Origin of the sequence: Nocardia sp. NPDC057353 (assembly GCF_042667085.1) — a bacterium.
In the GTDB taxonomy this organism is placed as follows: domain Bacteria; phylum Actinomycetota; class Actinomycetes; order Mycobacteriales; family Mycobacteriaceae; genus Nocardia.
Genome location: NZ_JBHVAK010000006.1, coordinates 149985 through 163491, shown reverse-complemented (window position 1 = coordinate 163491; position 13507 = coordinate 149985). Strand labels below are relative to the sequence as shown.

The following is a 13507-nucleotide window of genomic DNA, read 5'->3' as shown; positions in this document are numbered from 1 at the left end:
AGCCGGAGTTCCGGCTCGCCCGACGCCGATCTCAGCCCAGCTCGGCGAGCTGCGGGACGACCGGCGCCAGGCTGTCGATCCACGCCGCGGGCTTGCCCGCGGGCGGCATGACGATCACCTGCTGCACGCCGATCTTCGCGTACTCGGCCATCGAGCGGACGAACCCGTCATGGTCGTTCGGGTTCGGCGAACCGGCCATCACGGTCACCCGGATCTCCCCGAAGTCCCGGCCCACCGCGTCGCAGTGCCCGCGCAGCACATCGATCTTGTGCTCGACCTCGGCGGGCGAGGTGCCGAACAGGTTGCAGCGATCCCCGTACTGCGCGACCAGCCGCAGCGTCTTCTTCTCGCCCCCGCCGCCGATCAGCACCGGTGGCGTGCGCAGCGGCTGCGGCGAGCACAGCGTCTCCGCCAGCTGGTAGTGCTTGCCCTCGAAGGGCCCGTTGTCCGCCGGATCCCACATCTGCTTGGCGATCCGCAGCGCCTCCTCCAGCCGCTCGAACCGCTCCGCGATCGGCGGATACGGCACGCCGAGCCCGAGGTGCTCGCGCTCGAACCAGGCCGCCCCGATCCCGAGCACCGCCCGTCCGCCGGAGAGCACGTCCAGCGTGGTGACGATCTTCGCCAGCAGCCCCGGGTGCCGGTAGGTGACCCCGGTGACCAGCAGCCCGAGGTCGATCGTGCTGGTGTGCGCGGCCAGGTAGCCGAGCGAGGTGTAGCCCTCCAGCATGTGCGCCTCGGCGGGCAGCCCGGTCGGCTCGATCTGGAAGAAGTGGTCCATGAAGGACAGCCAGGTCGCGCCGGATTCCTCCGCCGCCCGGCCGACCGCGGCGAGCTCACCGGCGATGGCCGCGGGCCCGCCGTCGATATCGAAGATGGGAACGTGGATGCCGAGCTGCATGACGTGCGCCTCCTTGGGGTCGGTGCCTTGGTGTCGACGCTATTACCTGGAGTGCACTCCAGGGCAAGTCGCGACCCACCCCGCCACCACCGCGAGCCCGCTCTCGCGGTGCACGAGCAGGAAGCCGAACGGCCGGTCGAACCGCACCCGCAGGATGGTCGTCGTCCGCTTCGGCGGCGGCGGGGGAAGCGCTGCTCCGACCCGCATGCCGAACGCGCTCACCGCCGCCGCGGTGAAGCCGGTCGCGGTGAACTCGGCCAGCACGTCCTGCGCTCCCTGGGAGATCGCCAGCGCGGTCGTCGAGATGCCGGGGAAGTGCCCGCGGGTGGTGTCGCGCGCCGCCTCGACCCCGAACAGCTCGGCCCGGGCGAGCAGGTTGTGGTGCGAGCGGAGTGCGAACGGCGGCAGCTCGACCTGCAGCGAGTCCTTCTGCCGGTGCCCGTACACCTCCTCGCGGGTGAGTCCGGGGCCGTCGGCCGCCAGGCCGGTGCGGACCGGAACCGCGCCCGCGAGCGCGGCGATCCCCGCCTCGAACACCGCGGCGGGCCGCTCCGGACCGAGCAACAGGTGCACGTCCGCATCACCCGTACCCGTGACCACCGCCCGCGTGACCGGGGTGGCCGCGTCCAGCGTCGCGACGTCGGCGACCCACGGCACCGTGCGGGTGAGCCCGGCCGTCCGCTGCCCCCGCCACGGCCCGTCGTCCGGGACGAGCGTCGTCGGGAAGAACTCGTGCAGCCACTCGGTGTTCGCGGCCAGCGCGGTGGCCAGCACGAACACCGTGCTGTCGTCGACGGTGAGCGGGAAGCGGTCGATCAGCCCCTTCGTGTAGCGGCGAGCCCAGTCGTCCAGCGCCTGCTGCCCGGTGAGCGGCGCGACCGTCCCGGACGGCACCGTCGCGCGCCACTCCGGGCGCACCGGCAGCCCGTTGCGCACCCAGAAGCCGAGCGCGGCGGAAAGGTCGTCCGAGTTCGCCAGCAACTCCAGCAGCTTCAGCCCGCCCTCGTGCGCCGCCGCCGCGGGCAGGCCGACCGCGGCCTCCAGCTCGGCCCGCGCCGGGCCGTCGGCAGCGCCCGCGAGCAGGGCGAGCAGTGGCCACACGCCCGCCCCGGAGAGCACGAAGTCGCCGGTCCCGGCGGCGGCTGCCCAGCGTGCGGTCAGGTCGTTGGCAGCGGTGACGAACTGCGGTGAGATGGTCTGCACAGCATCACGATACGAAACACCGCTATCCTCCCGGCATGTCCGAGCCCGTGCACGGCCGTACTCACCCCGCACGCCGCTGCGGTCAGGGGCGGGTGGCGCGGGCGCGGGCCAGCACCTCGTCCTCGGTGAGGGCGCTGGCGGGGTGGTGGCTCAGGCACATGGGCACCGCGAGCCGCGCGAAACCCATGCCCTCGGTGGTGCCGTAGAAGCTGCCCGCGCCCAGCCGGGCGATGTCGTCGACGTGGCCGCCCTTCGCCCTGGCCAGGTCGGTGGCGGCCTGGATCTGGACGGGGGCGTTCAGCCTGCCGAAGAACTGGGTGGCGGCATTGCCGCTGACCCGGTTGTCCAGCGCCTTCGGCGCCTGCGTCGCATACACCATGCCGAGCCCGTACTTGCGCGCCTGCGCCGCCAGCTGCAGCGTGCTCTGGCTGGAGACGACGGCCCTGCCCTGCGGGACGAAGGTCTGCGCCTCGTCCAGCACCAGCAGCCCGCCGAGCGGGCGGTCCCCGGCCGGGTTGCGCTTGATCCAGGCGAAGAGCGCGAGCTGCAGCTGGTTCACGAAGGTCTGCCGCTGCTCGTCCACCGGCAGCCCGATGCAGCTGATCACCGAGATCCGTGCCCGCTTGCCCGGGCGCGGGGTGAGCAGCATGCCGGGATCCAGCCGGGTGCCCGCGCCGCCGAAGACCGGGTCGTTGATGGTGGCCGCGGCGAGCTCGTCGGCGATGCCGCTCGCGAGCTTGGCCGCGTCGCGGATGGTGCTGACGCCGTCGGGCAGGTTGGCGAGGAGGTCGACGAACTCGTTGAGGTCGCTGCCGCCGTCCCTGGCGAACCTGGTCATGGCCTGGATCAGCACCGCCTTGCCGGTTTCGGTGCGGCGTCCGGTCAATCCGGTGCGGGGGAGCAGTCCGGCCACCGAGGCGTCGATGGCGATCCGGAACTCGTCCGGGTCGTCCAGGATTCCGGAGAAGTCCGGGAGCGGGTTCAGGGCGATGGGGTTGCCGGTCTCGCGGCGCGGAGTCCAGATCACCACGTCGGTGCCGTCCAGGTAGCGCTCGGCGCGCTCGGGGTCGCCCGCGATCCAGCTCGGCGGCGGGGTCGGCCAGCCGTCACCGAGGCGGGCCAGGTCGTTGTTGGTGTCGATGAGGATGGACGAGACGCCGTGCAGGGCCGCCTCCTCCACCAGGCGGCGGAGGAGGACGGTCTTGCCGGAGCCGCTGCCGGCGAAGACGGCGGTGTGTTTGCGGAGCATGAGGAGTGGGGTGCGGAAGTCCTTGCCGGTCGCGGTCTTGCGGCCGAGGAGCACGGTCGGTTCGTCGCTGTCGCTGTCGCGGTCCGTCGGCGGGGTGACCGGTTCCACGACCACTGGTGGATCGACCGGATCCACGACTACCGGGTCGGTGGGCGTCCCGCTTGTCGACAGATCGTTCTTCTCGGTCGCCGACTGGTGGTGCCCGTTCTCCGGTTCGCCGAAGATCCGGACGAACAACTCGGAACGACTCGCGGGCCGCCGCACCGCCAGCCACCCGGCCAACCCGGGCGCCCGCTCGGCGAGCAACGTCTCCAGCGCGGTGAACGTCTTCAGATCCTCGGTCGAGATCGGCATCGCCACCCCCCGCGCCGCCTCGAAATCGGCGAGCGTCGTCGTGGTCACCGGCCCGGTGGAGAAGGTCGAGTTCCGCAGCACCACCAGGTGCCGCTTCGCCGCGTTCGGCTGGATCCCCGCCTCCAGCGCGGCCGAGCGCAACCGGGCCAGCACCGCCCGGTGGTGGCTGTGCGCGATGGCGCGGAAACTCCAGTGCTCCTCGTCCTCGCTGGCCTCGTCGAGGGTGCGGCGCAGGCGGGCGTGCAGGGCGGGGGCGACGGTGCGGTCCGGGTCGATGGTGAGTTCCTGGCTGCCGCGGTTCTGCTCCAGGACGTACGCCTGGAGTGCGGCGTTGAGCAGGGTGACCATGCGCTCGTCCTCGTAGCGGGGGTCGAGGGGGCGGATCACGTCGGCCGAGTCGCGAAGTTCGGTGAAGCGGGCGTCGAGCGCGCCGAGGTCGGTCCGACCCGGTAGCGGAGCCCCGACCGCCCTGTCGACCGCGCCGAAATCGGCCAGCTCGACGACGGTGTTCCGGGCGAGGCAGTGGGACACGTGCTTCTCCAGTTGCTGGAGCAGCCTGCGCGGGGTGTAGTGCGCCACGTCGAGCCGCTCGAACGCGGCGGGAAGCACCGGCCAGGTGGGGTACGGCGGCTCGTAGCCGATCTCGCCGTACAGCCCGCCCAGGTGTCGCTCCACGATTGCCCGCGCGACATCAGCGCCCGGCATGGCGGTGGAGAGTTCGAGCACGGTGAACCGGTCGGTGGCCGAGTTCACCGCGCGCTTGGAGATCAACTCCCACGAATTCGGGATACAGGCCGCGACGATCACGGTGCGCGTGGTCTCCTCGCGCATTCGCATCAGGCCGTCGGCCAGCCGGTTTGCCAACCCGTCCTCGCCCTCCTGGTCGGACTGGGCGATGACGGTGTCGAGCTGGTCGATGGCGAGTACCACCGGCCCGGCCAGCGCGAAGATCCGGCACAGGTCGTGGAAGAGCAGCTGCGACGGCTTGCCGCGTTGCCGGAATCCCCACTGCTGCCGCGCCGCTTCCTCGATGCCGTCATCGAGGGTGAGGTAGGCGAGCCCGATCTCCCGCAGCGTCCCACGCGCGCGGTAGAGCACCAGTGCCCGGAGGGTGTCGGCGCACTCGGTGGCCACCTGAATGTCGAGATCATCGATCCGCGCGACGAAGTCGTCCAGGTGCGACGGCTGCACCTCGAGGTTGCCGCGCAGCCGCATGGTCAGTTCGGAGTCGCACCCGGTGCGCTCCGCGAGTTCACCGAGCAGCCAGCCGAGCCTGCCGCCTTCGGAGAGCAACCGCGAGACGATGCCGTGCACGGCGCCCGCCCAGAACGACGCGCCGTCGATCAGCTTGGGCATGAAGAAGGCGCCGCCCGACTGCTCCACCAGCTCGCGCAGCCAGCCGAGCATGTGCGTCTTGCCGACTCCGCGCTCGCCCCGCAGTACCAGTCCGGTCGGCGACCGCCGTGGGTGTGCGGCCGCCCGCTGCACCGCCCGCTCGATCTCGGCCGCCGCCTTCGGATGCAATCCGTCGACGTGGTGACTGAGCGGGCTCCAGATCTCGTCGGGGGTGAGCGCGCTGCTGAACTGGATCGAGGCGAGAGCGTGATACTGCTCCTCGTTCACCGGGCGGCCTCGATGGTGAGGAGGTGCCGTGCGGTGCCGCCGAGCACCACCGCGGCGTCGTGATCCTGCTGGGTCAGCGTCTTCTGATCGGCTTCGGATCGCACGTGCATTCCCTCCCGGCGAGCCAATTGCTCGATGGCGATGTCGAATTCGTTCCGAGAGACATCGGTCAACCGCTCCCGCAGCACGGCGAGCCGGATCGGCTGACCGCCACCGTTGGCAACCGCCTCGTACGCCGCGACAACCCGGCTCGGCACATCCGGCCGGAAGATCTCGGCAACAACCTGCCCACTCCCATCCAGATACCTGCGCAACCCGTTGAGCACCGCGTACAGCGCCCCACCCGCGGGCCCGGACCGCGCAGGCCGGGACCCACCCATCTCCTCCGCACACCAGACCGCCCCACGATCGGTCAGCTCGTGCACATAACTCCGCCCCACCTTGGTGCTGACGAGCAACCCGCGCTCGTTCAACTGCTCCCGCTGCGGCCGCTCCAACCGCAGCCCGGCCAGCCCGTACAGCTCGGCGTTGGAGAGCTCCCTCGCCTCGGCCAGCAGGACGAGCAGGACGCAGCGCTGGGTGAGGGTCAACCGGTCGGACATGCGGGTTTCCGTTTCTGTCGGCGTCATGGCGCGGGGTGGTCGAGCACGGTGAAGCCGCCGGGGGCGGCGGCGATGCCGCGGGTGCGGCCGTCGGTGGGGGCGCCTTCGGCGCGCACGGCGCTGCCGTCGCGGTGGGCGGCGAGCGCGCGTTCGTAGTCGGCGTCGGTGGGCAGCCGGACCGGGACGGTGCGGCGGCGTCCGGTGGCGGTGCCGTCCAGTTCGAGGACGCCGCGCACCCGGATGAGCCTGCGCTCGCCCTCCTCGTCGTCGAAGAGGCCGGTGACCGGGCCGGTGACGACGGCGGTCGCGGATTCGCCGAGCGTCGCGGCGGCGTGGATGCGGGCGCCCGCGCCCGCGGGAAAGGTGACCACCGCGCGCGGCCGCGGATTCAGGGGCGACCACCGGAAGGTCAGCTCGAAGGTGCCCGCGCGGTCGGTTCCGGCCAGGTCGGCGACGGCGAGCGCGACCGGCTCCGGGATGCCGTCCGGCGCCAGGCCGGATTCGGCCGCCCGGCGGACCGCGGTGCAGGTGCGCAGCAGCCGAAGCCCGGTGGTGCGGCCACCGTCGTCGGCCGGGAGCACCAGGTCGAGGCCGAAGGCATCGCCGTCGAAGGTCGGTTGGGCACGATCGGGCCGCGCACCGGCGGAGCCGTTGTCGTCGAGCGCGATCCGAGCACCGTCGGACCGGTCATCGGGGGAGCCGTCGGCATGCGGAGCGATCCGAGTGCCGAGGTCGGCGTCGGGGGAGCCGTCGCTCCCGAACGCGATCCGGGTGCGGCCGAGCACGGCGTCGGCGGCACCGTCGTCACCGAGCGCCTCGCGCGCCGAGTGCGCGAGCAGATCCCGCATGGCCTGCACGGCGCGCACCCCGGCGGGCACCGATGCGGTGCGCTCCGCACCGCGGTAGCCGACAACGTCGAAGCGGACCCGGCCCAGGTCGCGCCAGACCGCGGCGGGCGTCCGCCGCTCGGCGTCGGCGACGCAGCGGGTGAGTTCGCGGACCCGGGCCGCGGTGTCGGGCACCTCGCCCGCGGGCGGGACGAGCACGTCGAACTCGTCCCGGCTCCAGACCTCGGCGCCGCGCCACTGCCCGGTGCTCGTCCAGCCGGTGGCGCGCAGGTAGCCGGTGATATCGCCGATCGGCGGAGTGCGCACCGGCTACCCCGCCGGAACCACGGCGCTGCCGGCCACCAGGCCGCGCAGGCTCTCCGCGGTCAGCACATTGCCGAGCGGGATCCGGACCCGGACGCTCTGCCTGCTGTCGCCCGCGGCGAGCGGCGGCTGCTCGCTGAGCGGCAGGTAGTAGCCGATATTGCGGAGCAGCAGCCCCGTGCTGAGCACCGCGGCGTACTCACCCGTCTTGTTCGGCACGTGCACGACGAACAGGTACCTGGGCACGATCGACCCGGCCCCGGCCAGCCGGTTGTACTGCGGCGCGCTGAGCCCGTCGAAGGCCAGCGTGCCGTTCGTGATCAGCGGCTTGCGCACCGTCTTGACCTGCACGTCGATCCGCGGCGAGAACCCGCGCGGCGTCCGCCCCGGCAGCTTCAGGCACAGGTCGACCCCGTCCAGGTCGACATCGTCCTGCGTCCACAGCAACCCCGCCGCGGAGGCGAGCACGCGCACGTAGTCCGCGCCGAACTTGCCCTGCTGGTTGTTCTGGTCGATCCCCTGTGCGCGGCTGGTGGCGAGCACCGGCACCCCCTCCCGACGGTCCGTCGAGAGACGGTAGCGATGCCGGGGCCGTCGCGGTGTCGGTCGAACAGTGGACAGCCACGCCGCGAAACCCTCCAGCGCGGCCAACCGTTGCTCGTCGTCGACGTCCCCGCCGACCCGGGGGAGCGGGCGTTCGGGCAGCCGGTGCTGCATCGCTACGCGCCGGAGAAGCGGAGCACCGCACGATTCGGGGTCCGGGCGCGCGAAGAGCGGTGACAGCTCCCGTTCCGGCTATTCGCTCCGAACGACGGTCAGCGGGGCAGGTCGAGGCAGAGGAATTGCTCGCCGGTGGGCCCGGTGATGCCGCTGGTGAGCACGAGGACGACATCGGTCGCCGGGTAGCGGCTGTGGCAGGCGCTTCCGGACACGATCGAGGTGCCGAGGACGGTGGCCTGGGCCCGCGGGTCGGCGCAGGGCACTTCTTCGATGACGGCGCGCTCGGTGGTCTCGTCGATGACCCCCTGGGTGTCGCGGACGCAGTCGCCTGCGAGGAACAGCGGGATGCCGAGGGTGAACGGGCTCGGTGGAGGCGGGATGGTGATCTGCGGGAAGGTGATGGTGACGGAAGGCACGCGGATGTCGCCGGGGCGCGGGGCGGCGAGATCACCGACCGTCCGGTCCTCGACGAACAGCACCAGCCCGAGAAGGGCGACCGCGATCAGCAGCAACTGCACGCGGGTGAACCGGAAGCCGCGTCGCCGGGGCGGTCCGGCGGTCGGGTGCGGCGGCGGAGCGGTGGGCCGGAGAGAGGCGCGCTGTGCCTCGGCGAGCACGGCGGGCAGGGTGGCGGTGAGGCCGCCGAGCGTCACCCCGAGCACGTCGGCCTGCAGGATGTCGATGGCCGCTGCGCGCTCCGGCCCGAGTGCGCGGGCCGCGCCGGATGCCGGATCGGCCAGCAGCGCGACGGCGACCAGGCCGACCGGCAGCGGCCACATCCGGTGGCGGTGCGCGAGCCTGGCCGCGGTGTCCAGCGCCACCGCGCAGGTGTCGGTGACCGGGACGTCCTCCCAGCGGTATCCGGACGTGCTCGGCGCATCGGACATCGGGGCGGCGGCGATGGTATCGAAATCCCCGCACCGCAGGCGGAAACGGTCCCAGCTGCCGGACAGGTCGAGCCGCATGAGCATCGCCAGCAGTACCCGGGTGTCGACGGGGTCCTGGCGCTGCTCGCTGCCCGCCTGCCGCAGCGCCGCGGCCACGGTGGTGTGCACGGGGACGCCGACGAGTACACCTGTCAACGCGCCGTCTCCCTTCGATTGCCGAGGGATGGGCCGTCCACGAAAACCGCACCGGCCGAACGCTGTTGATCCCCCTTCGTCGATGGTAGGGCACGGCGACGCCGGGTCGGGCGGGTTTGTCTGTGGTCCGCGCCGCACGGCGACCTGGGCAGGTCCCGCTCGCCGGGCGCAACCCGGCCCGGCTGTTCTTCGGCCCGCTCGCGGCGGAGTCGCACCGCATGTGCTCGGAACCCCGGGACACCGGAGGGCACACGACAGCGCCGCGCCGGGGTTAGGTTGGGCTGGTGGCAACCCCCGAGCTTCCCCGGCTGGCCTCGTCCTCCGGCCGCTGGATCCTGCTCGCGACCGTGCTCGGCTCCTCGGTCGCCTCGCTGGACGCGACCGTCGTCAATATCGCGCTGCCGCGGATCGCCGAATCGCTGGACACCGACGTCGCGGGGTTGCAGTGGACGCTGAACGGTTACACGCTGACGCTGGCCTCGTTCATCCTGCTCGGCGGTTCGCTCGGTGACCGGCTCGGCCGCCGCAGAGTGTTCGTCTGGGGCGCGGTGGCGTTCGGGGTCACCTCGGTGCTCTGCGGCGCCGCCACCAGCATCGAGATGCTGGTCGTCGCGCGGCTGCTGCAGGGGGTGGCGGGGGCGATGCTGACGCCGGGCAGCCTGGCGCTGATCGCGGCCTCGCTGGACCGGCGGGACCAGGGCTCGGCGATCGGGCTGTGGTCCGGGTTCGGCGGGGTGGCGGGGGCGCTCGGGCCGTTCCTCGGCGGTTGGCTCATCGATGTCGCGAACTGGCGCTGGCTGTTCTTCCTGAACGTGCCGCTCACCCTGATCGTGGTGCTGGTGGCGAGCAGGCACGTGCCGGAGAGCCGCGACCCGGACGCGCCGGACCGGCTGGACATCCCCGGCGCCTTCGTGGTCGCGCTCGCGCTCGGCGCGCTGACCTTCGGGTTGATCGACGCCGAGCCGCTGCTGCTGGTCGCCGGGGTCGCGCTGCTCGCGGCGTTCGTGGTGATCGAGCTGCGCAGCGACCACCCGCTGGTGCCGCCGCGGCTCTTCGCCTCCCGGGTGTTCACCGCGGCCAACCTGGTGACGCTCGCGGTGTACGCGGCGCTCGGCGGCGTCTTCTTCCTGCTGGTGCTGCAGCTGCAGCTGGTCGCCGGGTACTCGCCGCTGCTCTCCGGGGTGGCGACGGTGCCGATCACGCTGATCATGCTGGCGCTCTCCGCGCCGGCCGGGCGCTGGGCGCAGCGGCACGGGGCGCGGCTGCCGATGACGGCGGGGCCGCTGCTGGCGGCGGCGGGGCTGCTGCTGCTCATGCGGATCGGGCCGGACAGCCCGTACCTGCGCGACGTGCTGCCCGGTGTCCTGATCTTCGGGCTCGGGCTGGCCGCGCTGGTCGCGCCGCTGACCGGCGCGGTGCTCGGCGCGGTCCCCGCGGGCGAGGCGGGCATCGCCTCCGGGGTGAACAACGCTGTGGCCAGGACCGCGCAGCTGCTCGCGGTCGCGGCGCTGCCCGGGCTGGCCGGGCTGTCGAACGCGCTGGACGACCCGGTCGCCTTCGACCAGGGCTTCGGCCTGGCCATGGCGATCTGCGCCGGGCTGCTGGTGACCGGCGCGGTGCTGGCCGCCGTCCTGCTCCGGCCGAGGCGCACCGCGAACCTGGACGGCGTCGACTGCAAACCGCAGTGCGCCGCCGCCGCAGGCCCTGCCCTGGCCCCGCCGCCGGGCTCCGGCGCTCAGTCCAGGTAGACCGGGAGCCGCTGGTGCCCGTTGGAGACGAAGCTCCCCATCGGCACCAGCTCCGCCGGGTCGACGGCGAAGCGCAGCGCCGGGAACCGCTCGAACAGCGCGGGCAGCGCGATCGTCGCCTCCAGCCTGGCCAGCGAGGCCCCGATGCAGTGGTGCGCGCCGTGCCCGAAGGACAGGTGCTTCTTGTTCGCCCGGTGCACGTCGAACTGCGCGGCGGTGGCGCCGTGCAGCTTCGGGTCCCGGCCCGCCCCGGCGTAGGAGGCGAGGATGGCGTCGCCCTGCCGGATCGTCGCGCCCTCGACCTCGATGTCGGTGACGGCGTAGCGCAGCGGCAGGTGCGCGACCGGCGCCTGCCAGCGCAGCGCCTCCTCCACCACGTCCGCCCACGGCACCCGCCCGGCCAGCACCTCGGCCTTCTGCTCGGGGTGCGTGAGCAGCGCGGTGATCGCCTGGTCGAGCAGGTTCACGGTGGTCTCGTGGCCCGCGTTGATCACCAGCATGAGGGTGTCGACGAGCTCCTTCTCCGAGAGCCGGGAGCCGTCCTCGTCCCTGGCCGCGATGAGCACGCTGGTCACGTCGTCGCCGGGGTGCTCGGTGCGGTACGCCACGAGCTGCCCCACCAGGCCGTACATCTCGATGTAGTTGGCCTGCGCGGCCTCCGGGCCGAGCGAGGTGTCGAAGAACCCGTCCACGCACCTGTGCAGCGGCGCGCCCAACTCCGCGGGGACGCCGAGGATCTCGGTGATCACGGTGATCGGCACCGGGTAGGCGAAGCTCGGCCGCAGGTCGGCGACCTCGCCCGCCGGGGTGGCGGCGAGCCGGTCCAGCAGCTCGGTGGTGATCTCGGTGACGCGGTCGCGCATGCCGGTGCTGCGCCGGTGCGTGAACGCGGGGGAGACCAGGGTGCGCAGCCGCCGGTGCTCGCTGCCGTAGGCGGTGAACATGTTCTCCGCCGCCACCCACGGCTGCAGCGGCCACGATTCGTCGATCTCGCCCGCGCGGAACGCCGTCCAGTGCTGCCTGGGGTCCTTGGAGACCCGCGGATCGGCCAGCAGCCGCTCCAGCAGCGCGGCGTCGGTGACCGACCAGGCGAGCACGTTGCCCGGCAGCAGCACCGGCGCCGCCGGGCCCGCTGCCCGGATCCGCTCCGACTCGCCCTGGATATCCGCGCCGGTCAGGTCCAGCACGATCGCGTTCATGGTCGGGTGACTCCTCAGAAGTTGTGCATCGGTGGGGACGGCGGAAAGGTGACCGGGAGCGCGGCGAGCGCGCGGTGGAACGGGCCGGGGCGGCGCTGCAGCTCCGCCTCGGGCACCGCGAGTTCGAGGTCGGGCAGCGCGTCGAGCAGCTGGTCGATGGCCTCCTGCACGACCAGGTAGGCGACCGACTTGGCCGGGCAGGCGTGCGGGCCCGCGCCCCAGGCCAGGTGCGAGCGGTTGCCGGTGTGGTCGGCGGCGCGGATCTGCGGGTCGTTGTTGGAGCCGGAGAGGCTGATCAGCACCGGCTGGTTCGCGGGCAGCCAGGTGTTCTCGATCAGGATCGGCTGGCGCGGGTAGGAGGTGCAGAAGTTCGCCATCGGCGGGTCGTCGAAGAGCACCTCGTCCAGTGCGTCGCGGGTGGAGAGCGCGCCGCCGAGCATGTTCCCGCCGAACCGGTCGTCGGTGACCATGAGCAGCAGGGTGTTCGCGATCAGGTTCTGCTGCGGCTCGATGCCCGCGCCGTAGAAGCTGATCAGGTTGCTCAGCATCTCGGCGTCGTCCAGCCCGGCCGGGTGGTGCGCGAGCCGGGAGGTGACGTCGTCGCCTGGCTCCCGGCGGCGCAGCGTGATCAGCTCCAGCAGCGCGGTGCTCAGCATCTCCATGCCGTGCGCCGCCTCGACGGTGTCGAAGAGCATGGCCATGCCCTGCGCCACCCGCGCGCCGAGCTCGGCCGAGCAGCCGACCATCCGGTTCAGCACCTCGAAGACCAGTGGAAAGGCGTACTGGGAGATGAGATCCGCCGACCCGGTGGCGCAGAACTGGTTGATCAGCGGGATCGCGATCGTCTCCACGGTGGCGTGCAGCGCGTGCAGGTCGATCCCGTCGATGGCGGCGACGTAGGCCTGCCGGTACCGCAGGTGCGCCTGCCCGCTGTTGCGCAGCGCGTTCGGGTACCACTCCATCATCGGCTTGACCGGGGAGTCCGGCGGGATGCTGTCCTGCCACCCGCGCGGGTCGGCCGGGAAGTGCTCCGGGTCGTTCAGGATCCGCACCGCGGTCTGGTAGCCGAGCACCAGCGTCGCGGGCACGCCCGGCGCCAGCTCGATCGGCGCCATCGACCCGTACTCGGCCCGCATGGCGCGGTAGGCGGCGTGCGGGTCGGCCGCGAATTCCGCGGTGTGCAGCGGGATCCTCGGGCCGCCCGCGGTATCGACGGGCGAACCGTGCGCAACCGGGCAGCCTGCGGCGGCCGCGTCGGACATGGTGGGCGGGGCGGATCGGGGGGTATTCACAGACGCGGCTCCAAGCAGGGGAACAGGACGGTGCCCGGCGCGGATTGCGGCCGCGTCCGCGGAGCCGTCGGCGAGCACTCACGACCGACCGACCCCACGCTTCCCCCAGCCTCCTCGCACCGCCGACCCGGGAAACCCCGGGCGTGAATCCGGTGACGTGGCCGCGAAAAGCGGGCTTCGTCACAGTGGACCCGCCTACGGTAACAGCGGTGCGGAATGAGCGCACTGGTCGGTATTACCCGGTCCCGGAATGCGCGCCGCCCGCTTCGGGGGGCGACACCCGCGCGTGCTGCCGGATAGCTGAGTTCGGCGCGATCCGTACTGTGGAGGATGGCCGCGCCGCTGCGGCGGGTGAGAGAGGGAACGGTGGATTCGGAGCTGGG

Annotated in this window: 10 protein-coding genes; 1 reads left to right on the top strand and 9 read right to left on the bottom strand. The window is 72.5% G+C overall.

Going from position 1 to position 13507, the window contains the following annotated elements; translation table 11 throughout:
• Positions 1-31 precede the first annotated feature (31 nt).
• The 7 genes from ACFUUZ_RS04965 to ACFUUZ_RS04935 form a co-directional block, all read right to left on the bottom strand.
• A complete protein-coding gene (locus ACFUUZ_RS04965; protein WP_378692615.1) occupies positions 32-901 on the bottom strand; it encodes an LLM class F420-dependent oxidoreductase in 870 nt (289 codons plus the stop codon).
• A gap of 42 nt (positions 902-943) precedes the next feature.
• On the bottom strand, positions 944-2104 hold the full coding sequence (locus ACFUUZ_RS04960; RefSeq protein ID WP_378692613.1) for a serpin family protein: 1161 nt from the start codon (positions 2102-2104) through the stop codon (positions 944-946).
• 82 nt (positions 2105-2186) lie between these two features.
• Positions 2187-5330, bottom strand: a complete 3144-nt coding sequence (locus ACFUUZ_RS04955; protein WP_378692611.1) for an ATP-binding protein — start codon at positions 5328-5330, stop codon at positions 2187-2189.
• Positions 5327-5932, bottom strand: a complete 606-nt coding sequence (locus ACFUUZ_RS04950; RefSeq protein WP_378692609.1) for a hypothetical protein — start codon at positions 5930-5932, stop codon at positions 5327-5329. Before ACFUUZ_RS04950 ends, ACFUUZ_RS04955 begins: the two co-directional genes overlap by 4 nt.
• Before the next feature lie 23 nt (positions 5933-5955).
• Positions 5956-7086: a hypothetical protein gene (locus ACFUUZ_RS04945; protein ID WP_378692607.1), complete on the bottom strand. Its 1131-nt coding sequence runs from the start codon at positions 7084-7086 to the stop codon at positions 5956-5958.
• Positions 7087-7089: 3 nt separating this feature from the next.
• Complete coding sequence (locus ACFUUZ_RS04940) at positions 7090-7626, bottom strand: DUF4365 domain-containing protein (RefSeq protein ID WP_378692606.1); 537 nt, start codon at positions 7624-7626, stop codon at positions 7090-7092.
• Between the two features lie 272 nt (positions 7627-7898).
• The gene (locus ACFUUZ_RS04935) at positions 7899-8885 is read right to left on the bottom strand and encodes a hypothetical protein (protein ID WP_378692604.1); all 987 of its coding nucleotides are present in this window, start codon (positions 8883-8885) and stop codon (positions 7899-7901) included.
• A gap of 284 nt (positions 8886-9169) precedes the next feature.
• On the opposite strand from ACFUUZ_RS04935, the gene ACFUUZ_RS04930 reads away from it, so the two are divergent.
• Positions 9170-10633, top strand: coding sequence for an MFS transporter (locus ACFUUZ_RS04930; RefSeq protein ID WP_378692602.1), 1464 nt, complete (start codon positions 9170-9172; stop codon positions 10631-10633).
• Here ACFUUZ_RS04930 and ACFUUZ_RS04925 read toward each other — a convergent pair.
• The gene (locus tag ACFUUZ_RS04925) at positions 10621-11832 is read right to left on the bottom strand and encodes a cytochrome P450 (RefSeq protein WP_378692600.1); all 1212 of its coding nucleotides are present in this window, start codon (positions 11830-11832) and stop codon (positions 10621-10623) included. The two genes, ACFUUZ_RS04930 and ACFUUZ_RS04925, sit on opposite strands and share 13 nt — an antisense overlap.
• Before the next feature lie 14 nt (positions 11833-11846).
• The gene (locus tag ACFUUZ_RS04920) at positions 11847-13094 is read right to left on the bottom strand and encodes a cytochrome P450 (RefSeq protein WP_378692632.1); all 1248 of its coding nucleotides are present in this window, start codon (positions 13092-13094) and stop codon (positions 11847-11849) included.
• Positions 13095-13507 lie beyond the last annotated feature (413 nt).

Bases quoted from the DNA above. Each gene is read 5' to 3' on its own strand.
- ACFUUZ_RS04965 (WP_378692615.1), bottom strand. From the start codon at position 901: ATGCAGCTCGGCATCCACGTTCCCATCTTCGATATCGACGGCGGGCCC.
- ACFUUZ_RS04925 (WP_378692600.1), bottom strand. From the start codon at position 11,832: ATGAACGCGATCGTGCTGGACCTGACCGGCGCGGATATCCAGGGCGAG.
- ACFUUZ_RS04950 (WP_378692609.1), bottom strand. From the start codon at position 5,932: ATGTCCGACCGGTTGACCCTCACCCAGCGCTGCGTCCTGCTCGTCCTG.
- ACFUUZ_RS04920 (WP_378692632.1), bottom strand. From the start codon at position 13,094: ATGTCCGACGCGGCCGCCGCAGGCTGCCCGGTTGCGCACGGTTCGCCC.